Raw genomic sequence first — 20,948 nt, 5'->3', positions numbered from 1 at the left:
CGTGACCCGCGAGCGAGCACGCCGAGGTCAGGGGCTCTTTCAGGGTTCACCCTGAGTGCCGGGCCGACATCCGGGAAATGATCAGTATTCGCCTCGCACGAGATTGCCAGGTAGCTCGCCGCCAGCGTACCGGGCGATTTCCGCCGCGGCCACCAAATAAGCGCGCCGCCGGACGCCCCGCACCGCGCCCGCCACGTGCGGCGTCAGCACGAAACCGGGTGCTGTCCACAGCGGATGGTCCGCCGGCAACGGCTCCGGATCAGTCACATCGAGCGCGGCGCGAAGCCTTCCCGCGGCGAGTTCCGCAGCAAGCGCGTCAGTGACCACAACAGGCCCCTGAGCAGCATTGATCAGCACCGCGTCATCACGCATCGCCGCGAGGAAGTCGGCGTCGACCATGCCCCGTGTCCGCGAAGTAAGCGGCACCATCATGACCACCACATCGTGGTACGGCAGCAGTTCCGGCAACTCGTCGACACCATGCACGCCTTCGCGCGCCGACATTCCGACCATCGTGCAGCGCACGTCGAACGGCTCCAACCGCCGCCGCAACTGCCGCCCGACGTCCCCAGCCCCGACGATCAACACACGCTGGCCCTGCAGGGTGTCCGACGGCAACTGCTCCCAACGCCTGGCTCGCTGCGCCGCCGCGTAAACGTCCAGATTCCGGTACATCGACAGCAGCACGCCGACCACCCACTCCGCCATGCTCCCGCCGTGCGCACCGCGGCAGGTGGACAACAGGACGCCATCCGGGACGCGGCCGACCCAGTCTTCCGCTCCCGCAGTCAGCAGCTGAACCAGCTTGAGGTTCGGCAGATCTCTCCAGATGTCGTCGCCCGCCGAGTCCATGGCCGGGATGAGCACCTCAGCTTTCGCGGCCTCCGGCGGCAGCGGGCGGCCCCATTCGTAGCGCACCGCGTTAACAAGGGGGATTTCGGACAGCACGGCGACGCCCTCGTCGTCCGGGACCAGCACGGTGACTGTCATGATCACCACGGTAGCCACTTACCAGTGGCTCACGCCGCGCCACCTAGGCTGGGGCATCATGCGTACCCGGTACCGGTGGTCGGCGCCGCTGGCCCTCCTCGCCTGCGGCGGCCTCGTGCTCTCCGGCTGCGCCCGGTTCGACGACACCGCCGCCGGCCAGACATTCACCCCCGCGCCGGTGCCGAGCCCGGAATCTCCGCCGCAGGTCCAGGAGCACGGCGACGGCTCCGGCAACGGTCCGCGCACCGGGCCCGCGCAAGCGCCGCCCTCGCCGGTTCCGCCTCCGCAGGGCTGCAAGGACTTCGACAAGGCGGTCATCGCCACTTGCCTGGACACAGTCGCCGCCGTCGCGGGACTCCCCGGCGAGGGATCCGCGCCCGCCGCTCTCGCCGGCGAACGGAAAACCGGCCGGGTCATGCTGGCCAGCTCCGGACACGACGCGACGTCGTTCGCGCAACTGGACGTCCAAGCCGACGGCGACGGCGGGCTCACCAGCCTGGCGCTGTCGCCCAGCTACGTCGAGGACCAGCTGGTTTTCGCGTACGTGACCACGGCGTCGGACAACCGAGTCGTGCGCTTCGCCAAGGGCCAGGCCCCGAAGCCGGTGCTGACCGGAATCCCGAAGGGCTCGACCGGCAACCGCGGCGCGCTGGCCAGCGACGGAAGCGGCGCGCTGCTGGTCGCGACGGGCGACGCGGGCAATCCTGCCGCGGCCGCGGACCCGAATTCCCTGGCGGGCAAGGTGCTGCGCATCGACGTGTCCGGAAAACCGGCGACCGGAAATCCGACGTCCGGGTCCGCCGTCTACGCCTCGGGCCTGCACTCCCCCGGCGGCATCTGCCGTTCGTCCGACGGGAAGCGCACCTGGGTGACCGACCACCCGGCCAGCGGTCCGGACGCCGTGTACCGGCTCCAGTCCGGACAGCCGCTCAGCACGTCCGCGTGGACCTGGCAGGACAAGCCCTCCCTCGGCGGCTGTGTCGATTTCGTCGACGCGAACGGCATCCTCGGCATCGCGTCGTCCACTGGCATGCAGAACGTGCCGGTCAACAAGGACGGAGCGGTCACCGGCAAGCCGACGGTCACCCTCGACGGAAAAAGCAAGGCCGCCACGACGTACGGCCGGCTCTCCTCCATGAGCATGATCAACCCCCAGCTGGCCGTCGCCGGGACCGTCAACAAGGACGGCGGAAAGCCGGTCTCCAGCGATGACCGCGTGGTTCTGATCGTGGTGAGCGACACGGGCGGCGGTCCGGGCAAGGACTGACGCCCGGGCGCGCCTGGCTACGCGCTTTCTGGGGCTGGTCGGCCGGTTGACCTGCGGTTAGCCGTTTAGTGGCGACAGCCGATCCGCTCGCCCCGGCCAGCGGCGTTCGGCCTGACGCAAGCCTCCCGTCTGCCCTGCCGGGCGCTCCCGGCAGTAATCGGTTCTGGCCGGAGTTCGCCACTGAACGACGACGATCACCGGCCTGCCATCGACGCTGACGGCACCGGCCCAGATCGACGTCGCCCCGACATCACCACCACCGTCGGCATCGGTCTATCGCCGTCGCCCTTCAACGGCCACCTCGCGAGATCCGCCGCTGTCCCTTTCTCCAACCAATGGCGAAACCCGCAGCGACGGCAGCACCCTCCGCGCACCTCGCTACCCGCTTCGCCGCCCAACGGCAAAACGCGGTAGCAACGGCAGCGCACTCCGAGCGCCCCACCAGTCGGAAGCAAGTCCGCGAAGAACTGTCTCTCAACCAAGAGCACCCCGTCGCCGCTCAATGGCGAATCCCTCAACCGCCTGGGCAGCCGAGCGCACCTAACGGCTGTCCGAAGGCAACCCCGCCAGAAGCCGTCTCCCCGCCGAGAGCGTCTCGTCGCCCCGTAATGGCGAATCCGCAAAACGCCGTCTCACGACCCGGAGCACCCGTCGCCACACAACGGCGAATCAGCCAAAGCCCACGTCAACCAGCAGCCATGCTCCGTCGCCATTGAGCGGCGAATCGGCGAGAAGCTCCCTAAGCCAGGCACCACCGCGTCGCCGTTCAGCGGCGACGACGCGAAGCCCGGCTCTCCGCCCGAGCCGCCCGGATGTCCACGATCGCGACCACAACCGACCCGACCGCGAACACCATCCCCAGATACCGCCCGATACCACCAGAGATCGACACCCCGGCAGCGTCCAGGAACGCACGCTGATCGGTGTCGAACACCCAGTCCAGCGTCGTCCAGCCGATCACCATCAGCAAAACCGTCGCCAGTCCGCCGACCAGCCACAGCTGCGGCAACCCGCTCACGCGCGCCTTGCTGACCTGCCCGAACAACACCACCGCAAGCCCGACCACGGCAAGCAGCAGCGGCGGACCCCACGAGAAGAGATCCGAATGCCACGCCGTGCGCACGACGTCGCTGTGCGGCAACGTCCCGAACGCGTCGCGGACGTCTGACGTCGCGGTATCGGCCGACAGCACAGTCCAGGGCAGCGGCGTCGACCCGACCGCGAGCAGCCCGGCCGCCAGGCCGAGCCACTCGCGCCAGGTGACGCGTCGGAGCGAGAAACCCACTCAGGAACCGACGCGCTCGATGATCAGCTCGCGCACGCGCTTGGCGTCGGCCTGGCCCTTGGTCGCCTTCATGACCGCGCCGACGATCGCCCCTGCCGCGGCGACCTTGCCGCCGCGGATCTTGTCGGCGATGTCCGGCTGCGCGGCCAACGCTTCGTCGACGGCGGTGAGCAGCGCCGAATCGTCGGAGACGACCTTCAGACCGCGCTTCTCGACGACCTCGCGCGGCGAACCCTCGCCCGCGAGAACGCCCTGCACGACCTCCTTGGCGAGCTTGTTTGTCAGCTCACCGGAGGACACGAGCCCGATCACCTCGGCGACCTGCGTCGGCGTGATCGCCAGTTCGGTCAGTTCGACCTCGCGCGTGTTCGCTTCCTGCGCCAGCGTGTTGACCCACCAGCCGCGCGCCTCGTCCGGCTTCGCACCGGCCTCGACCGTCGCCGCGACGAGGTCGACGGCACCGACATTCAGCAGGTCGCGCAGCGCTTCGTCGGAGAGCTTCCACTCGTCCTGGATCCGCTTGCGTCGCTCCCACGGCATCTCCGGCAGCGTCGCGCGCAGTTCCTCGACCCATTCGCGCGACGGCGCGATCGGCACGAGGTCGGGCTCCGGGAAGTACCGGTAGTCCTCCGCGGTTTCCTTGGCGCGCCCGGACGACGTGGTGCCGTCGGCCTCCTGGAAGTGCCGCGTCTCCTGCCGGATCGACCCGCCCTCGGCGAGAATCGCCGCCTGGCGCGTCATCTCGTACCGCACCGCGCGCTCGACGCTGCGCAGCGAGTTGACGTTCTTCGTCTCCGTGCGCGTGCCGAATTCCGTGGCGTCCTTGGCCATCAGCGACACGTTCGCGTCGCAGCGCAGCGAGCCCTGGTCCATGCGGACGTCGGACACGTCGAGCGCCCGCAGCAGGTCGCGCAGCGCGGTGACGTACGCGCGCGCCACCTCGGGAGCCCGCTCGCCGGTGCCGGTGATCGGCTTGGTGACGATCTCGATCAGCGGCACGCCGGCGCGGTTGTAGTCGAGCAGCGAGTGCTCGGCACCGTGGATCCGGCCGGTAGCGCCGCCGATGTGCAGCGACTTGCCGGTGTCCTCCTCCATGTGCGCGCGCTCGATCTCGACGCGCACGACCTCGCCGTCGTCCAGCGTCACGTCGAGGTAGCCGTCGAACGCGATCGGCTCGTCGTACTGCGAGGTCTGGAAGTTCTTCGGCATGTCCGGGTAGAAGTAGTTCTTCCGGGCGAACCGGCACCACTCCGCGATCTCGCAGTTGAGCGCGAGACCGATCCGGATCGCGCCCTCGACCGCCTTGCCGTTCACGGCAGGCAGCGAACCGGGCAGGCCGAGGCAGGTCGGGCACGTCTTGGTGTTCGGCTCGCCGCCGAACTCGTTGACGCAGCCGCAGAACATCTTGGTGTTCGTGCTGAGCTCAACGTGGACCTCGAGCCCGAGCACGGGGTCGAACCGCTCGAGGACCTCGGCGTAGTCCATCAACTCGGCCACGGCAGTCACTTCGTTCCTCCCAGCTCCGGAGCCTGGTGCACGAGCGAGCCGCCGGCAGCGGCGTCGCGCGCGGCCTCGTATGCGGCGCCGACGCGGTACAGCCGGTCGTCGGCGAGCGCCGGGGCCATGATCTGCAGGCCGACCGGCATCCCGTCCTCGTCGGACAGTCCGCTCGGGACGCTCATGGCGGCGTTGCCCGCGAGGTTCGACGGGATGGTGCACAGGTCGGCGAGGTACATCGCCATCGGGTCGTCCACGCGCTCGCCGAGCTTGAACGCCGTGGTCGGCGTTGTCGGCGACACGAGCACGTCGACCTTCTCGAAAGCCTGCGTAAAGTCGCGCGTGATGAGCGTGCGCACCTTCTGCGCAGAGCCGTAGTACGCGTCGTAATAGCCGGACGAAAGCGCGTACGTGCCGAGCATGATGCGACGCTTCACTTCAGCGCCGAAGCCCTTTTCGCGCGTCAGCGACATGACTTCTTCGGCACTGTGCTCGCCGTCGTCCGAGACGCGCAGGCCGTACCGCATCGCGTCGAAACGCGCGAGGTTCGACGACGCTTCGCTCGGCGCGATCAGGTAGTACGCAGGCAGCGCGTACGTGAAGTGCGGGCACGACACCTCGACCACTTCGGCACCGAGAGCGCGAAGCTGCTCCACAGCCGTCTCGAACGACCGCAGCACGCCCGGCTGGTAACCGTCGCCGCCGAACTCCTTCACGACGCCGACGCGTACGCCGGTCAGGTCGCCCTTCGCGCCTTCGCGCGCCGCAGCGACAACCGGCGGCACCGGCGCGTTGATGGACGTCGAGTCCATCGGGTCGTAGCCAGCGATCGCTTCGTGCAACAGCGCGGCGTCAAGCACCGTACGCGCGCACGGCCCGGCCTGGTCGAGCGAAGACGAGAACGCCACGAGCCCGTAACGCGACACTCCGCCGTACGTCGGCTTCACGCCCACAGTGCCCGTGACAGAACCGGGCTGACGGATCGAGCCGCCAGTGTCCGTACCGATCGCGAGAGCCGCCTCGAACGCCGAAATCGCCGCCGAGGAGCCACCGCCCGAACCGCCCGGGATGCGCGCGTGGTCCCACGGGTTGTGCGTCGGGCCGTACGCCGAGTTCTCCGTGGAGGAGCCCATCGCGAACTCGTCCATGTTCGTCTTGCCGAGGATCACGACGCCGGCTTCGCGCAGCTTGCGCGTGACAGTCGCGTCGTACGGCGGCAGCCAGCCCTCGAGCGTGCGGGACCCGCAGGTTGTCGGCACGCCCTTCGTGGTCAGCACGTCTTTCAGCGCCAGCGGGACGCCCGCCAGCGGCGACGCAGGCTTCTCTCCCGCGGCAAGCTGCTCGTCGACAGCCTTGGCCGCGCCGAGCGCGCCTTCGGTGTCGACGTGCAGGAACGCGTGCACGTGGTCGTCCACCGCGGCGATGCGGTCCAGGTGCGCCTGCGCGACCTCGACCGCGGACACCTCACGCGTGTGGATCTTCGCCGCCAGCTCGGCGGCGGTCAGCTTGACGAGTTCGCTCACTGTTCTTCTCCCAGGATCCGCGGCACCCGGAACCGGCCGTCCTCGGCGGCCGGCGCGGCGGCCAGCGCGTCCTGCTGCTCGAGGCTGGGCCGGACGGTGTCCTCGCGGAAGACGTTCGTCAGCGGCACGGCGTGCGAGGTCGGCGGGACGTCCTCCGCGGCGACTTCGCTGACCTTCGCCACCGAGTCGAGGATCTGGTCGAGCTGGCCGGCGAAAACGTCCAGCTCGTCGTCGGTCACGGCCAGCCTGGCCAGCCTGGCGAGGTGTGCGACCTCGTCTCGGGAAATGTTGGGCACGCGGGTGACTCCCGGGGTGTGCTGTGCGGGTGCTCTCGGAAGCTGCAAGTCTATGGTGACGGCGTCGGACGGTTCGACCGGGTTATCGGGCCGCGGGCGCCGGGCAGGGCGTCCCGCTTGCCGGACAGCGGGCCCCCGCGGGTACCCGGTCTGTCACAATCGGCGCCCGGCAAGCGCGTCCCACGACAGGGCTGGGACGCCTGAGGCGAGAGGGGCGCGTGGTGTCGTTCCTGATCCGGGTCCAGCTACCGGACTCCCCCGGCACGCTCGGCGCGGTCGCGACCGCGCTCGGCACAGTCGGGGCCGACATCCTGAGCGTGGACGTGGTGGAACGCGGCGGCGGGCTCGCCATCGACGACCTGGTGGTCGAACTCCCGTCGGGCCGGCTCCCGGACGCGCTGATCACCGCGGCCGAGAGCGTGGAAGGCGTCGAGGTCGACGCGGTGCGGCCGTACGCGGGCATCCTCGACACGCATCGCGAACTGGAGCTGGTCGAGGAGATCGCCGCACAGCCGAAAGCCGGTCTGGACTTGCTCGCCGAAGGTGTGCCGAAGATCATCCGGGCCGGGTGGGCGGTAATCGTCGAGCACGCGGAATCGGGGCCGCGACGCCTGGCTTCGTCGAGCGCGGCGCCGGAGAACCCGTTCACAGACTTGCCTTGGCTGCCGCTGGAGCGCGCGACTGTCCTGGACGGCGAGGACTCCTGGGTTCCGGAGACGTGGAAGGAACTCGGCACCGAGCTGGCCGCTACTCCGCTCGGCAAGCCGGGAAAGGCGATGCTCGTCGCGCGGCCTGGCGGGCCTAACTTCCGTGCCGCGGAGGTCGCTCGGCTGGCGCACTTCGCCGGGATCGTCGCGGTGGTTCTGGACGGCTGATCCAAGCGTTGGGCCGGCTGTCCTAAATGGTTCGGGCAGCTGAACTGGACGCGTTTGGCCGGACGTTTCGGACCCTGGCACCCGCCTGTTCAGGCCGTCTCCGGAAGCAACGCGAGGCAGTTCATCGCATGCGGGTTTACTCGCGATCCACTGTCATCAAGTGCAGACAATCTCCCCCGAGAAGGGGAACCTGTCCAGCAACGGGTCCTCGGGCGTGCCAGACGGCGGTAATCAGCACTTGTCGGCATAGAGCGCGACGACCGTGCCAGCGGAACCACAGCACCGGGTTTGGGATCCTGCCCGGTCTGGCACCAGTTCCGGTCGATGATCATCATCCGCTTCTTCCCGGACGAATCGACCTCTCTCAAGTTGTACAGCCCGGCAGCCTGCATGGCGTCCTGCGCGTCCTGATGATTCATGCCAGACACGTCAGGGACTTTGATCGTCGCCGGCTGCGCGGCACTAATCGGCGCACTCACGGTCGCCGTCGCGGACTCGGTTGCCGTCGCGGTCACGGTCGCCGCCGTGACCGTCGTCGTTGAAGTGCCACCTGGTTGTGGTGCTGCGTTACACGCGACGGCAAGAAACGCGGCAACGCCAACGACCGGAACGGCGGCTTGAACGAACTTCGCCATGATCACGCTTCCTCGATACGAGTCGGTACTTCACGCGTGACAGCTTGAGTCGAAGCCAGACATCTACACGTTACAACCCATAGCCGGTTGAAGCTCGCTAATCAGACGCGCCACACTGCCGTCCACCAGCGACGGCCGAGACCGACCGAGCCGGACCAACGCTCACAGCCAGGCGCGCCACCCACTCGACAGCACTGGACGAGAGGCTGGGGCGAGGTCCGCCAAACCGTCGCCACTCAACGGCGAATACCACCGGCGAACCCCGCCCAACGCTTTCGCCAAAAAACGGCAAAAGCCTCTGACCTGCAAGAATGGGACCTCAGAAGCCGTATTCGTACGCGATCAGGTTGACCCCCGGATGCGGATGCCAGTCCCGCCCCGGCAACCGCCGGAACCCGATTCGTTCGTAGAGCCGGTGCGCCTTCCGCATGACATCGAGGCTGCTTAGCACCACCCGGTCGACCCCGAGTTCTCGGCCACGGGCCAGCACCGCCTGGGTGAGCGCCTCCCCGACCCCTCGACCGCGCGCCGCCGACGAGACCGCCAGCATGCGGAACTCCAACTCCCCCGGCTGGGAAATCTCGGACAGCTCGCTCCCCGGCTGGACAATCGCGACCGACCCCACGACCTGCCCGTCCGGATCGACCGCGACCAGCAACTCGGCGTGCTGCGCTCGCCCCGAGACGTCCCGAAGTTTCGCCTCGTACGCTGCATCGGTATCGAAGAACCCCTCGATCCGGTAAGCCTCGACGGTCACCTCGCCGAGCGCATCGAACTCCTCGCGCCGCGCCGGGCGGATCTCCACGTCACTCATCGCCGCCCTCAGCTTCCTCGTCCGCACCAGTGTCGAGCGCCAGTTCCGCAGCCGCCTCCGGACCGCGCTCCAGCAACGCGCGGAACCCGTTCTCGTCCAGCACCGGCACCTTCAACTGCACAGCTTTCTCGTACTTCGACCCCGGCGCGTCGCCCACCACGACGAACGCCGTCTTCTTCGACACCGATCCCGCAGCCTTGCCGCCGCGCGCCATGATGACCTCTTTCGCCTCATCACGGGAAAACCCGTCAAGCGAACCGGTCACCACGATCGACAGGCCCTCGAGATTCCGCGGGATGGACTCGTCGCGCTCCTCCTCCATCCGAACCCCGGACCGTCGCCATTTTTCGACGATTTCCCGGTGCCAGCCGACCTCGAACCATTCCTGCACCGCGTGCGCGATGGTCGGGCCGACACCGTCGACGTCCGCGAGTTCCTCCTCGCTTGCGTCCTCAATCCGTTGCAGCGAACCGAATTCCCGTGCGAGGGCCTGCGCCGCGGTCGGCCCGACATGCCGGATCGACAGCGCGACAATCACCTTCCACAGCGGACGGTCCTTTGCCGAATCGAGGTTTATCAGGAGCTTCCGCGCGTTCGCCGACAGGTCGCCTGCCTTGGTACGGAACAACTCCACCTCGGCGAGCGACTCCTCGCTGAGGTCGAACACGTCGCCCTCGTCGGCGACCACCCTCGCGTCAAGCAACGCGACAGCCGCCTCGTACCCGAGCACCTCGATGTCGAACGCACCGCGCCCAGCGAGATGGAACAGCCGTTCCCTCAGCTGCGCGGGACAGAACCGGGTGTTCGGACACCGGATGTCCTTGTCGCCTTCCTTTTGGTAGGCGAGTTCCGTGCCGCATTCCGGGCATTCGGTCGGCATTACGAATTCACGCTCGTCGCCGGTCCGCGCGTCGACGACGGGACCGAGCACCTCGGGAATCACGTCGCCGGCCTTGCGGATCACGATCCGGTCGCCGATCAGCACACCCTTGCGTTTGACCTCTTCCTGGTTGTGCAGCGTCGCGCGCGCGACCGTCGAGCCCGCGACCTTGACCGGCTCGGTGACGGCGAATGGAGTGACCCGCCCCGTACGCCCGACGCCGACCTGGATGTCGAGCAGCGTCGTGATCGCTTCTTCCGGCGGGTACTTGTAAGCGATCGCCCACCGCGGCGCACGCGACGTAGTGCCAAGTCGGCGCTGCAGCGCGACCTGGTCGACCTTGATCACCACGCCGTCGATCTCGTGCTCGGCGTCGTGCCGATGTTCACCCCAATAAGCGATGTGATCGGTGAGTTCCTTGCTGGTCCGCAGCACTCGCGTGTGCGGCGACACCGGCAACCCCCAGGCCGCCAGCGCGTCGTAGGCATGCGACTGCGTAACCGGCTCGAAGCCGTCCCGCTTGCCGAGACCGTGACAGATCAGCCGGAGCCGGCGTTCCCTCGTGATCTTCGGATCCTTCTGCCGCAGCGACCCGGCAGCCGTATTGCGCGGGTTCGCGTACGGCAGTTTGCCCGCCTCGACCATTTTCGCGTTGAGTTCAAGGAAGTCCTCGACGCGAAAGTAGACCTCGCCGCGCACCTCGACGAGCTTCGGCACGGGGAACTCGTCGGTGCCGGTGAGCTCGTCCGGTACCTGGTCGAGGGTGCGGATGTTGAGCGTGACGTCCTCGCCCGTCCGCCCGTCGCCGCGGGTAAGACCCCGGGTGAGCTTGCCGTTTTCGTAGAGCAGGTTGATGGCCAGGCCGTCGATCTTCAGCTCGGCCAGGTATTCCGTGGACCCGATTTCCTTCTCGACACGCTCGACCCAGGCGAGGAACTCGTCGGTGTCGAACACGTTGTCCAGGCTCAGCATGCGCTCGAGGTGGTCGTGCGCGGTGAACTCGGTGGAGAACGTGCCGCCGACGTTCTGGGTCGGCGAATCAGGCGTGACCAGCGCCGGATACTCGTCCTCGATCTCCTGGAGGTCGCCGAGGAGCGCGTCGAACTGGCCGTCGGAGACGATCGGCGAATCCAGCACGTAGTACCGGAACTGATGGCCGCGGATCTCCTCGGCAAGCGCGCCGTGCCGCTCGCGCACGTCGGCCGGCACGTCGGTCACGTCCTGGGCGGCCTCCACGGCCACCTGGTCTTGGGGAAGGTCGGTGCTGCTCACGGGTGGTGAGCCTAGCCGGAGGCACCGACACTTTCGTCCGGTTGCTCCGTCAGCCCGCGGACCAGCTCCCGGAACTCCAGAAGATCGATCGTGCCTTCCGGCGCGGCCTCGGCGGTCTCGACCCGGCGCAGCCGCTCGGCGGCCAGACGCTCGCCCAGCGTCGCGTCGAGCGGCAGGAACGTCATCGTGGTGCGCGAAGCTTCGTCCAGGTCAGCGAACGCGGGGTGATGCACTGCGACGTCAACCACGCCGTCGTCCACCTGCGCGACAACCCGGACGTCAGCGAGCGAGATGCGATGCTCGCCCAGGTTCACCGTCACCTCGGTCGGATCCGGGACCGGAGGCACCGAATCGTGGTACTCCCAGATCGCGTCGTCGGGCGGTCCGGCCGCTTTCCACGCGTCGGTGTACGGACGCAGCTCCGGGTCTTCCTGCCCGCTGACGACCAGCGCGTAGATCGCCATCCGACCGCGCTCCAGCGAGAAGTGCAGCCGAGGGTGCAGCGTCTCGACCAGCACGCACAGATCGTGCTCGACGCGATGCGGCTCGCCCTCGCCCAGTGCGGCACTGACCTCGGGCAGGAGGTCGTACCACCCTTCCCAGAACGCGGCCGCCGCGGCGACAGCGTCGGACGGCACCTGCTGCTCAGGCCACGGCGTACGAGGATCTGGCGGCGCGGCTTCGGTGTCGGCTTCCGAGCGGCGGCGACGGAACAAACGCATGATTCGGAATTTCCCCCGGTTGTTTCTCTTCACCAGTCACGGTACGCGCCACGGCAGCGGCGCGTCCGCGAAATCACCAGTTCTCGGGCGGCTCCACGAACCCTTTGCCCAGGTCGCGGCTAAGAGCGAGCGCACGGCGCATCCACTCGTTCGTGGCACCGGCCAGACCGCAAGTAGGCGTCGGAACAGCGCGCTCGGCCAGGATCGAACGGTTGAAACCCAGCCGGTCCACGAGCCTGAACGCCGGCGACGCGACTTCCTTCAACCCCGGAGCCGTCACCGGGTCCGTGGCCGGCACGAGGCCCAGGAAGAACGAAATACCGCTGTCCCAAGCCTCGCCGATCTCGTCCAGAAGCGCGGCGGACGCCCCGGCGAGCATGCTGACGTCGAACGCGACAGCCCCAGCACCCGCGGCGCGGAAGAGCGCGATCGGCGGACGCGAAGCGCAGCAGTGGACGACCACCGGCTGCCCGGTCATCGCTCCGATCCGTTCGATCGTCGTCGCCAGCAGCTCCCGAACCTCGGGTTCAGGCACTGCGGGCACGTTGCCGTATCCCGACGGAGTAGCCAGTTTTCCGGCGAGAACAGCAGGCAGCGACGGCTCGTCGAGCTGCACGACCACCGGCGCGCCGGTCCTCGCGGTCAGCTCCGCGACGTGCTGGGAAAGCCCGTCGAGCAGCGACGAGGTGAAGTCCTGCAACGCCCCGCGGTCAGTGAGCACCCGATGTCCGCGGGCGAGCTCGATCCCCGCGCCTAGCGTCCAGGGTCCGGCGATCTGTGTCTTGAGGACTGATGGCGCACCAGCGTTCTCGCGGGCGGCTTGGACGGCGTCGAGGTCCCACTGGAGCAGGTCACGCCCACGCCGATGGTCGTGACCCGGCCGCCCGGCGACCCGGTAACCGCTGGGCATGACCTCGACGGCGAGGTCCACGAGCAACGCCGCGGTCCGGCCGAGCAGGTCGGCGCCGACGCCGCGAGCCGGCAACTCGGGCACATATGGGAAGCCAGGAAGTTCTCCGAACACGACGGCAGCGGCCTCGACGGGATCGGTCCCCGGCATGGACCCGATTCCCGTCGCCGCGCCCGCGGGCCAAGGTCGTTCACTCACAGGCCGGATTGTCGCGGAACGGACGCCCGCGGTCCGCACCGCCCCTCGGGACAAGCTTCACCCGACCGCGCGGCAATAGCCGGACATTCGCCGCATATCCCTTTGCCTGCACCGAATTCGCGGTCACCGCGTTAGTCTGGATCGTCATGACCAGCCCCGCCCCGCCACCGCCCGGCAAAACACCCGGTGACGCATCCGCCCGGGAGCCGCGGCGGGGCACTATGCCCGGAGCACCGTACCGCCGAGCGTCAAGCCGCTCCTTTGAGCGGACTCTCTTCACAGAGCCGGTCCTTTACGTCAGCCGGGAGGCAAAGCCGACTGCCGTCGGCGAGGAGTACGGCGTGTTCGACCGCCAGGGCCTCCACATTGGCGGAGTTGCTGTCACCGCCCCCAGTTTCCTGCGCAAATTGATTCAGCTCCTGTGGAAATCTGATCAGTACGTCAGCCGCAGGTTCGAGGTCCGCGACGCGAACCAGAGCACTGTCCTCAAGGTCGAGAAACCGTCGAAGGACCCGCTGGCCCGCTTCGTGGTCACCCGCGCGGACGGGACGCCGATCGGCGAAATCATCCCGGCCAGCGCAGGCGGCGTCCGTTTCACCCTGCGTGCCGAAGGCAAAGCAATCGCCAAGGTCGTCGCCCGTGGCAGGCAACGATGGGAAGTCACCGTCGAGGACCCAGCCGGCACCGAAGTCGCCCACGTCGGACACCCGTCGCCCGAGCTTTCGCCGATCAGCGGCAACGCCTGTCTCGTAGAGATCCCGCTGCAGGTTCCGGAGCCCCTGGCCAGCATGCTCGTCGCGACAACGTTGACCATCGACATCGCACTCACCGCGCAACCCGGCTGACCACGTGACCGGTGTCTCAGCGCCGCCAGGTGGACAGCGACCGGAATACGGCCCAATGTAAGGAAAGTCCGGGACGCCGAGGTCCCGCCTGGACGGAGGTCACCGTGGAGCCGTTGCCCGAAGGCAGTAACTCGAACTGGGCGGATCCCGGGGTCTACGAAGTGGCCGCCGGCGTCTACCGGATCCCCTTGCCGCTGCCGAACGACGCCTTGCGGGCAGTCAACGTCTACGCAGTCACCGATGGCACGAATCTCGTGCTCGTCGACTCGGGTTGGGCTCTCACCGAATCTCGCCAGTTATTGGCCGACGCACTCAAGGCGATCGATGCCGAACTCGGCGATGTTCGAGAGTTCCTCATCACCCACGTCCACCGTGACCACTACACGCAGGCAGTCGCGCTTCGGCGCGAGTTCGGCAACCGGATCGCCCTCGGCAAGCTCGAACAGCCTTCGCTCGACGCGAGCGCAAACCCGAACCAGTTCCCCATGCAAGCCCAACTCGACCTCCTCCGCCTCAGCGACGGACAAGAGGTCATCACCGCGCTCAGCAAGCTGTTCGGTTCGGAACCTCGCCACACCGAGGCCAATCTTTGGGAAGAGCCGGACGAATGGCTGACGCCCGGCCGGCGCGCAGTGCTGCCCGACCGCGAATTCGACGTGGTCCATACTCCAGGACACACCAACGGGCACGTGGTTTTCGTAGACGGCGCGGCCAATCTCTTGTTCACCGGCGACCACGTGCTCCCGCACATCACTCCGTCGATCGGATTCCAGCCGGTTCCGGCCGAGTTGCCGCTGAACGACTATCTCGACTCCCTCCGCCTCGTTCGCGGCATGCCGGACCGGCGCATGCTGCCGGCTCATGGGCCAGTCACCGACAGCGTGCATGCCCGGATCGACGAGCTTGTCGAACACCACCGGCAACGTCTCGAAACGATGGCGGCTCAAATCGAAGCCGGGGCCACGACCGCTTTTGAAGCTGCCAACCGCCTCGGCTGGACCCGTCGCGGCCGCAAACTGTCCGAAATGGACGCCTTCAATCAGATGCTCGCCGTACTCGAGACTGGCGCGCACCTGGATCTCCTGGTCTCGCAGAACAAGCTCGCAGCCAAAGACGTCGACGGCATTCGCCGCTACAAGACCACGTAGCGGACAACCGTCCATCACCCGCCCAGTGGAATACTGATCCTCCGTGCCTCCCATCACTGTGAGACGAGCTCGCTCCGAGGACGTCGAAGCCATCGTCCAGATGCTTGCGGACGACCAACTCGGAGCAACCCGCGACTCGCCAACCGACCTTGAGCCCTACCTGCGAGCGTTCAAAGCCATTGCTGCAGAACCAAATCAGCTGCTGGTCGTCGCAACATCAAATGACCGACCGATAGCCACACTTCAGCTCACGATCATCCCCGGCCTCGCACGACGCGGGGCCCTTCGCGGACAAATCGAAGCTGTGCGCGTACACCGCGACCACCGCGGCTCAGGCTTGGGCGCGCAGCTCGTCCAGTGGGCTATCGACGAATCGCGGCGACGTGGCTGCAACCTCGTCCAGCTCACCTCGGACACAACGAGGACGGCAGCGCACCGCTTCTACGAACGATTGGGCTTCGTCGCGAGTCACACCGGTTTCAAGCTGCATCTCTGATCACCTCCTCTGCACAGCTCTAGCCATGCTCGCGCGATCACCCGACTTTCACCGTGCCAGAGTTGTCACGCAAAAGCCAAGCGATTGCACGATGGGTCCCTTCGCGCAATTTAGCTGACTGTGCCCGAATAGATGCGTATCGTGACGATCATGAGCCAGTCGACTACACCGGCGAACCACGCCGATCAGGCCAACAAGACCACCGAAACCGCAGACCTCGCCTTCCTGCTTCGCACCATGCACGCGAACCTCGACCTCTTCAATCGCCTGCAGACAGACCAGCTGATGGCAGCGGTGAAGGACGCGAACCGCCAGATCGCCCGTTTGCAGGCCCTGCAGCTGCATTGCATGGCAGGCATGCGAAGACGAAGATCAGACCCGCATGAGCTGGCGTGCGAGTTCGCGCTTGCCTTGCACATCACCGATACCCGAGCCGGAGCGATGATCGCCGCCGCCGACGCTCTGGCCCAGCGTCTGCCTCGAACCTTCCGGCTGATGGATGAGGGCAAATTCGACCTCTATCGCGCCATGAAGGTCACCGACGGCACGAGTCAACTGTCCGACCGCCACGCACGGATGGTCGACTACCTGCTTGAACACCGGCTGGAGGACAAGAACCCGACCCAGGTCCGCAAGGCAACCGCTTACGCCGCAACGAAAATCGACCCGGACGGCGCAATGGACCGACTGGCTCAGCGGAAAGCCGAGCGCCGCGTCATCCTGCAGCACCAGAGCGAAGGCATCTCGCGGATCTCGGTCGACAACGCCTCGACCGACAAAGCGACAGCGGCCTACCTCCGCGTCGACAAGATCGCTCGATCGCTCAAGACCGGCGACGAGAAGCGAACTCTAGACCAGCTGCGTGCTGACGTCGCGATCGATCTCTTGCTTAGCGGCAAGGGCGGCGTTCCCGAGCAGACCGAGGTGTATCTCTATGTCGATCTGCAGACCTACCTGGGGCTCAACGACAATCCCGCCGAGCTGGCCAGCCACGGTCACATCCCGGCCGAACTCGCGCGCCACATCGCCACCGGCCCCGACACGGTCGTCCGCCGAGTCATCACTGACCCGCTGACCGGACAAGTGATCGAGGTCGGCAAGTTCCGGTATCGGCCGAGCATCGATGTGGACGAGTTCGTGCGGGTCCGCGACCGTGAATGCCGACAGCCCGGCTGCCCGCGGCCCGCGCAGAACTGCTTGACGGAACCGACAGGGCCAGATTCCGCGGACGCAGACTCGACGTTGAGCTACTGCCTACGGCACCGCCGTCTTAAGAATCGAGCCGACTGGACCTACGAGGTCCTGCAGGACGGAAAGCTCATCGTCACGACACCGACCGGCGAGAAAGCTGAAAGCGCGCCTCCGCCGCTGCACGATCCCCAGCCCACGCCAGAACAGCCTGGAGAGGAACGCCTAGGCGCATAAGGAGGTCAGTGCGTGCCAGAGATCTTGGCGCTCCCAAGGACGAGGTCGCCGGCCTGGTCATCTCGCCGATAAAGGACAACGACCTGGCCCGGTGCCACCCCACGCAACGGCTCGCGCAACTGGATCGCGACCTGCCCGTCTTCATCCACTTCGGCGACCGCATCGGCGATGCCGCCATGTGCGCGAACCTGGACGGTGCATTCAGTCGGTCCGTCCAAAGCTCGTCCGCTCGGCCAGATCGCCCGGTCCGCGTCGATGGCTTGGACACCGAGGTCTGCTGACGACCCGACCTTTACCGTGCCCGAAACAGGTTCGAGCGAAAGGACATAACGAGGTCGCCCATCAGCGGCCGGCGCGTCGATACCGAGGCCCTTCCGCTGGCCCACGGTGAATCCGTGCACGCCGGTGTGACGCCCGAGCACCGCACCCGTCTCCGCATCGACCAGTTCGCCGGGACGCTCGCCAAGCCGCTTCTCCAAGAAGTTCTTGGTGTCGCCGTCCGGGATGAAGCAAATGTCGTGGCTGTCTGGCTTCCGTGCCACGGAAAGCCCACGCTGCTCCGCCTCAGCCCGCACGTCCGACTTCCAGGAGTCGCCCAGCGGAAACATCGCGTGGCGAAGCTGGTCTGGCTGCAGTGAAGCCAGCACGTACGACTGGTCCTTGCCTTCGTCCGCGCTCCGGCGAAGCTCCAGCTCGCCGTCGACGGTCGCCAGCCGCGCATAGTGGCCGGTCGCAACAGCGTCGAAGCCAAGAGCGAGCGCTTTCTCAAGCAGCGCTTCGAACTTGATCTTCTCATTGCAAGTCACGCAAGGGTTCGGCGTACGGCCCGCCGCGTACTCGCCGACGAATGTCTCAACGACCTCTTCGGTGAAGCGCTCGGCGAAATCCCAGATGTAGAACGGGATACCGAGGATGTCCGCGGCCCGGCGGGCGTCATGGGAGTCTTCGATGGTGCAGCAGCCGCGGGAACCAGTCCGCAGCGTGCCAGGTTGAGCCGAAAGCGCCAGGTGCACTCCGACGACGTCGTGGCCTGCGTCGACTGCACGCGCAGCGGCGACGGCCGAGTCGACTCCTCCGCTCATTGCGGCCAAAACCCGCATTGGTTACACCTCTTGCTTCTGCGTTTGCTTGCGCATGCCGGCGAGACCGGCCTGTCGGGCGCGGGTGACGACGCCACCGATCTCACGGGCCAGGGTATGCACGTCTTCCAGCGTCGACGTGTGGCCAAGCGAAAATCGGAGCGAGCCGCGGGCTGCGGCTGCGTCTGCCCCCATTGCCAGGAGAACGTGACTTGGTTGCGCAACACCGGCGGTGCACGCCGAACCGGTGGAGCACTCGATGCCCTTGGCGTCCAAGAGCATCAGCAGGCTGTCGCCCGCACAGCCGGGGAAAGTGAAGTGAGCGTGGCTCGGCAAACGCTCACCGTCGCGGCCGTTGAGAATCGCGTCCGGGACTTCGCGCAGGACCCCGGCGACAAGCTCGTCACGCAGCTTCTCGACCCGGGCGGCGTACTCCGCGCGACCGCTGATCGTCGCTTGCACCGCAGCGGCGAAGCCAGCGATCGCCGGAACGTCGAGAGTGCCTGAGCGAACGCTGCGTTCCTGGCCACCGCCGTGGAGAACGGGGACGCACGAGGTGTCGCGGTCGAGCAGAAGCGCGCCGACACCGTACGGGCCGCCGAGCTTGTGGCCGGTCAGTGTGAGCGCGGCCGCGCCGGATGCGGTGAAGTCGACGGGAACTGCACCGACCGCCTGGACGGCATCGGTGTGCAGGGGGATCGAGTGTTCGTTGCAGACCTCAGCGAGACCGGCGACCGGATTGACGGTGCCGACCTCGTTGTTCGCCCACATCACCGTCGCGAGGGCAACCGTCTCAGGGGCCGAATCAATCGCGGCGCGGAGCGTTTCCGGCGATACCCGGCCGTGGTCGTCTACTTCCAGCCAGGTGATCTCGGCACCGGCGTGCTGCTCCAGCCACTCGACCGTGTCGAGGACCGCGTGATGCTCGACCGTGCTGCACAGGATGCGACGCCGAGCCGAGTCCTCTCCGCTGCGGGCCCAGAAGATGCCCTTGACCGCGAGGTTGTCACTCTCCGTACCGCCGCCGGTGAAGATGACCTCCGACGGCCGCGCGCCCAAAGCGGCGGCGATCACTTCGCGTGCTTCCTCGACGGCTCGCCGAGCTCGCCGTCCCGAAGAATGCAGCGCGGAGGCGTTGCCCACGGTGGACAAAGCCTCAGTCATCGCCGCAATGGCTTCGGGCAGCATCGGAGTGGTTGCCGCGTGGTCGAGATAGGTCATCGCCCTATCAGGGTAGACCGATGCGGCCTGTGACGAAGCTCGCCCCAGGCCGCAGAGTGGCACGTCACACCTGTTTCGGCCACCTGCTCGTGAGCCAGACGCCGAGCAGCGCGAGCAGGACGAGGGTGACACTGAGCAGTCCCATCGCGGCAGAAGGCTGCGCGGCGGAGGCGACGGCGGCAAGGAGCACCCCGCCGAGGCCAATGAGCAGCGCTGATCCAACCCAGTCGGCCAGCTGCATTGCGGAGGTGTTGAACCCCCGCTCCCCCTCCGGCGAGTAGCGCAACAGAAGGACCGAGACGGCGGGCATCGCGATTCCCATCCCTGCTCCGCCGACTGCGCAGACAGCGAAGGCCACCCAGGCGGGGAACCACGGTTGGGCGACAAACCCGAAGCCGACCAGACCCACAGCGACGAGCACGAAGCCGGTGCGCAGCGATGCCTCTCGCGACCAGTCGAGGAACCGGCCTTGGAGTGCCGACGCGGCGGACCAGCCAAGCGCGGTGATGGTCAGCGGCAGGCCGGCGAGAGCGGGGCTATAGCCGTGGACAGCGGTCATGGTCAGCGGGAGATACGCCTCCATGCCCGCATACGCGCCAGCGAGCAGGGCGCGAGAGGCGACCACCGTTGGCAATCCGGGACGAGAGGTCATAGTTCCGGCGGGCAGGAGTTTGCGCAGAGCGACAGCTAGCGCGACAAGACCTACGGCTCCATAGGCAAGCGCGGCAGGCGATGGGTGTTGCGCGGCCCAGCTCAGGGCGGCGACTCCGAGCGCAGCTACAACAGCGGAGATGACGCCTGCGCGACGTCCGGCTGGGAGTGGCACATGGGCGGGCAAGCCACGAGTGATCTTGTAAAGGAGGACGACTCCGATCCCGACCAGCGGGAGCAGGCCGAGGAAGACCCATCGCCAGCCGACGGTCACAGTCACCAAACCGGCAACGGACGGGCCGATGACCGCTGGGAGGACCCAAGCCGCAGCATTGGCGGCATAAATGATGGGGCGTTCGCGGTCGGTGAACGTCAGGGCGATCAACAGCGAGACGGACACCAGCAGAAATCCCGAGCCGAAGCCCTGCAGCGCACGGCCGACTAGGAGCGTCGGCATCGTGGTGGCGACGCCTGCGACGGCTAGTCCCGCGGCGAACAGCACCGGCCCCACCAGGAGAGCTGGCGCTGGTCCCCTGCGGTCGCCTAGCCGTCCGGACAAAACGGTGGCGACGACGCTGGCCACCAAGAAGGTGGTGAACGGCCAGGAGTAGAGGGCGAATCCGTTCAGTTCGGCGACCAGCGTCGGCATCGCAGTGGCGACGCCCATGTTTTCGAAGGCCACCAGTGTGACCACAAGCAGCAGGCCGACGGTGACAAGACGGTGTTCGCGACTCCAAAGGACGCTTTTTCGGGGCTGTACTCCGACGGTCTGGCTCATGATCGTGAGCTTGCAACCTCCAGCGCTCTGGAGGTCAAGCTGCCGGCCGGCCTTTCGGGGGTGCGCGGTGAGGCACACCGCGGCGGGAGGGGATTCGAAGCGTCAGGAGGTGGGGTTTCGCGGTTCAAGCTTGGGAAGCCG

19 protein-coding genes are annotated in these 20,948 nt (G+C 67.3%); 6 read left to right on the top strand and 13 right to left on the bottom strand.

What is annotated here, in order from left to right; all coding sequences use genetic code 11:
• Positions 1-81 precede the first annotated feature (81 nt).
• Entirely contained in the window at positions 82-990 is a 909-nt protein-coding gene (locus tag ABD156_RS37565) for a 2-hydroxyacid dehydrogenase (RefSeq protein ID WP_344285561.1), read from the bottom strand.
• A 58-nt stretch (positions 991-1,048) separates the two neighbouring features.
• Here ABD156_RS37565 and ABD156_RS37560 point away from each other — a divergent pair, with 58 nt between their 5' ends.
• Positions 1,049-2,257: a PQQ-dependent sugar dehydrogenase gene (locus ABD156_RS37560; RefSeq protein WP_344286103.1), complete on the top strand. Its 1,209-nt coding sequence runs from the start codon at positions 1,049-1,051 to the stop codon at positions 2,255-2,257.
• Between the two features lie 766 nt (positions 2,258-3,023).
• Here ABD156_RS37560 and ABD156_RS37555 read toward each other — a convergent pair.
• Genes ABD156_RS37555 through gatC form a run of 4 tightly spaced genes read right to left on the bottom strand, consistent with a single transcriptional unit; the run spans position 3,024 to position 6,858 of the window.
• Positions 3,024-3,542, bottom strand: a complete 519-nt coding sequence (locus ABD156_RS37555) for a hypothetical protein (RefSeq protein WP_344285559.1) — start codon at positions 3,540-3,542, stop codon at positions 3,024-3,026.
• Positions 3,543-5,048 (bottom strand): Asp-tRNA(Asn)/Glu-tRNA(Gln) amidotransferase subunit GatB, encoded by a 1,506-nt coding sequence (gene gatB / locus ABD156_RS37550; protein WP_344285556.1) that lies wholly within the window; start codon positions 5,046-5,048, stop codon positions 3,543-3,545.
• Positions 5,045-6,562, bottom strand: coding sequence for an Asp-tRNA(Asn)/Glu-tRNA(Gln) amidotransferase subunit GatA (gene gatA, locus ABD156_RS37545; protein WP_344285553.1), 1,518 nt, complete (start codon positions 6,560-6,562; stop codon positions 5,045-5,047). Before gatA ends, gatB begins: the two co-directional genes overlap by 4 nt.
• Positions 6,559-6,858 (bottom strand): Asp-tRNA(Asn)/Glu-tRNA(Gln) amidotransferase subunit GatC, encoded by a 300-nt coding sequence (gatC, locus tag ABD156_RS37540; RefSeq protein ID WP_009073996.1) that lies wholly within the window; start codon positions 6,856-6,858, stop codon positions 6,559-6,561. The genes gatA and gatC overlap by 4 nt, the downstream gene beginning before the upstream one ends.
• Positions 6,859-7,079: 221 nt before the next feature.
• Between gatC and ABD156_RS37535 the strand changes: the two genes are divergently transcribed.
• Positions 7,080-7,733, top strand: coding sequence for an ACT domain-containing protein (locus ABD156_RS37535; RefSeq protein WP_037716711.1), 654 nt, complete (start codon positions 7,080-7,082; stop codon positions 7,731-7,733).
• Between the two features lie 89 nt (positions 7,734-7,822).
• Here the strand turns inward: ABD156_RS37535 and ABD156_RS37530 are convergent, their stop codons facing one another.
• The 5 genes from ABD156_RS37530 to ABD156_RS37510 form a co-directional block, all read right to left on the bottom strand.
• Positions 7,823-8,368 (bottom strand): hypothetical protein, encoded by a 546-nt coding sequence (locus ABD156_RS37530; RefSeq protein ID WP_344285544.1) that lies wholly within the window; start codon positions 8,366-8,368, stop codon positions 7,823-7,825.
• A gap of 319 nt (positions 8,369-8,687) precedes the next feature.
• On the bottom strand, positions 8,688-9,182 hold the full coding sequence (locus ABD156_RS37525) for a GNAT family N-acetyltransferase (RefSeq protein ID WP_344285539.1): 495 nt from the start codon (positions 9,180-9,182) through the stop codon (positions 8,688-8,690).
• Positions 9,175-11,334 (bottom strand): NAD-dependent DNA ligase LigA, encoded by a 2,160-nt coding sequence (ligA, locus tag ABD156_RS37520; RefSeq protein ID WP_344285536.1) that lies wholly within the window; start codon positions 11,332-11,334, stop codon positions 9,175-9,177. The genes ABD156_RS37525 and ligA overlap by 8 nt, the downstream gene beginning before the upstream one ends.
• 11 nt (positions 11,335-11,345) lie before the next feature.
• Positions 11,346-12,056, bottom strand: coding sequence for a hypothetical protein (locus ABD156_RS37515; protein ID WP_344285533.1), 711 nt, complete (start codon positions 12,054-12,056; stop codon positions 11,346-11,348).
• Between the two features lie 73 nt (positions 12,057-12,129).
• A complete protein-coding gene (locus ABD156_RS37510; RefSeq protein ID WP_344285530.1) occupies positions 12,130-13,164 on the bottom strand; it encodes a uroporphyrinogen decarboxylase/cobalamine-independent methonine synthase family protein in 1,035 nt (344 codons plus the stop codon).
• A gap of 341 nt (positions 13,165-13,505) precedes the next feature.
• Between ABD156_RS37510 and ABD156_RS37505 the strand changes: the two genes are divergently transcribed.
• The 4 genes from ABD156_RS37505 (at position 13,506) to ABD156_RS37490 (ending at position 17,078) form a co-directional block, all read left to right on the top strand.
• Positions 13,506-14,009: a hypothetical protein gene (locus ABD156_RS37505; protein ID WP_344285528.1), complete on the top strand. Its 504-nt coding sequence runs from the start codon at positions 13,506-13,508 to the stop codon at positions 14,007-14,009.
• A 104-nt stretch (positions 14,010-14,113) separates the two neighbouring features.
• A complete protein-coding gene (locus ABD156_RS37500) occupies positions 14,114-15,157 on the top strand; it encodes an MBL fold metallo-hydrolase (protein ID WP_344285526.1) in 1,044 nt (347 codons plus the stop codon).
• A gap of 52 nt (positions 15,158-15,209) precedes the next feature.
• A complete protein-coding gene (locus ABD156_RS37495) occupies positions 15,210-15,653 on the top strand; it encodes a GNAT family N-acetyltransferase (protein ID WP_377926235.1) in 444 nt (147 codons plus the stop codon).
• Positions 15,654-15,803: 150 nt separating this feature from the next.
• A complete protein-coding gene (locus ABD156_RS37490) occupies positions 15,804-17,078 on the top strand; it encodes a DUF222 domain-containing protein (RefSeq protein WP_344285522.1) in 1,275 nt (424 codons plus the stop codon).
• A gap of 5 nt (positions 17,079-17,083) precedes the next feature.
• On the opposite strand, the gene mnmA is transcribed toward ABD156_RS37490, so the two are convergent.
• The 3 genes from mnmA to ABD156_RS37475 form a co-directional block, all read right to left on the bottom strand.
• The gene (gene mnmA, locus ABD156_RS37485) at positions 17,084-18,178 is read right to left on the bottom strand and encodes a tRNA 2-thiouridine(34) synthase MnmA (RefSeq protein WP_344285520.1); all 1,095 of its coding nucleotides are present in this window, start codon (positions 18,176-18,178) and stop codon (positions 17,084-17,086) included.
• 3 nt (positions 18,179-18,181) lie between these two features.
• On the bottom strand, positions 18,182-19,378 hold the full coding sequence (locus ABD156_RS37480) for a cysteine desulfurase family protein (RefSeq protein ID WP_344285518.1): 1,197 nt from the start codon (positions 19,376-19,378) through the stop codon (positions 18,182-18,184).
• 64 nt (positions 19,379-19,442) lie between these two features.
• Positions 19,443-20,807: an MFS transporter gene (locus tag ABD156_RS37475; protein WP_344285516.1), complete on the bottom strand. Its 1,365-nt coding sequence runs from the start codon at positions 20,805-20,807 to the stop codon at positions 19,443-19,445.
• Positions 20,808-20,948 lie beyond the last annotated feature (141 nt).

Source organism: Amycolatopsis albidoflavus, assembly GCF_039525725.1.
In the GTDB taxonomy this organism is placed as follows: Bacteria; Actinomycetota; Actinomycetes; order Mycobacteriales; family Pseudonocardiaceae; genus Amycolatopsis; species Amycolatopsis albidoflava.
The sequence above is the reverse complement of the archived record's forward strand: the minus strand, read 5'-3'. Positions and strand labels throughout refer to the sequence as shown.

Bases quoted from the DNA above. Each gene is read 5' to 3' on its own strand.
- ABD156_RS37525 (WP_344285539.1), bottom strand. From the start codon at position 9,182: ATGAGTGACGTGGAGATCCGCCCGGCGCGGCGCGAGGAGTTCGATGCG.
- mnmA (WP_344285520.1), bottom strand. From the start codon at position 18,178: ATGCGGGTTTTGGCCGCAATGAGCGGAGGAGTCGACTCGGCCGTCGCC.
- ABD156_RS37530 (WP_344285544.1), bottom strand. From the start codon at position 8,368: ATGGCGAAGTTCGTTCAAGCCGCCGTTCCGGTCGTTGGCGTTGCCGCG.
- ABD156_RS37515 (WP_344285533.1), bottom strand. From the start codon at position 12,056: ATGCGTTTGTTCCGTCGCCGCCGCTCGGAAGCCGACACCGAAGCCGCG.
- ABD156_RS37560 (WP_344286103.1), top strand. From the start codon at position 1,049: ATGCGTACCCGGTACCGGTGGTCGGCGCCGCTGGCCCTCCTCGCCTGC.
- ABD156_RS37565 (WP_344285561.1), bottom strand. From the start codon at position 990: ATGACAGTCACCGTGCTGGTCCCGGACGACGAGGGCGTCGCCGTGCTG.
- ABD156_RS37490 (WP_344285522.1), top strand. From the start codon at position 15,804: ATGAGCCAGTCGACTACACCGGCGAACCACGCCGATCAGGCCAACAAG.
- ABD156_RS37480 (WP_344285518.1), bottom strand. From the start codon at position 19,378: ATGACCTATCTCGACCACGCGGCAACCACTCCGATGCTGCCCGAAGCC.
- ABD156_RS37475 (WP_344285516.1), bottom strand. From the start codon at position 20,807: ATGAGCCAGACCGTCGGAGTACAGCCCCGAAAAAGCGTCCTTTGGAGT.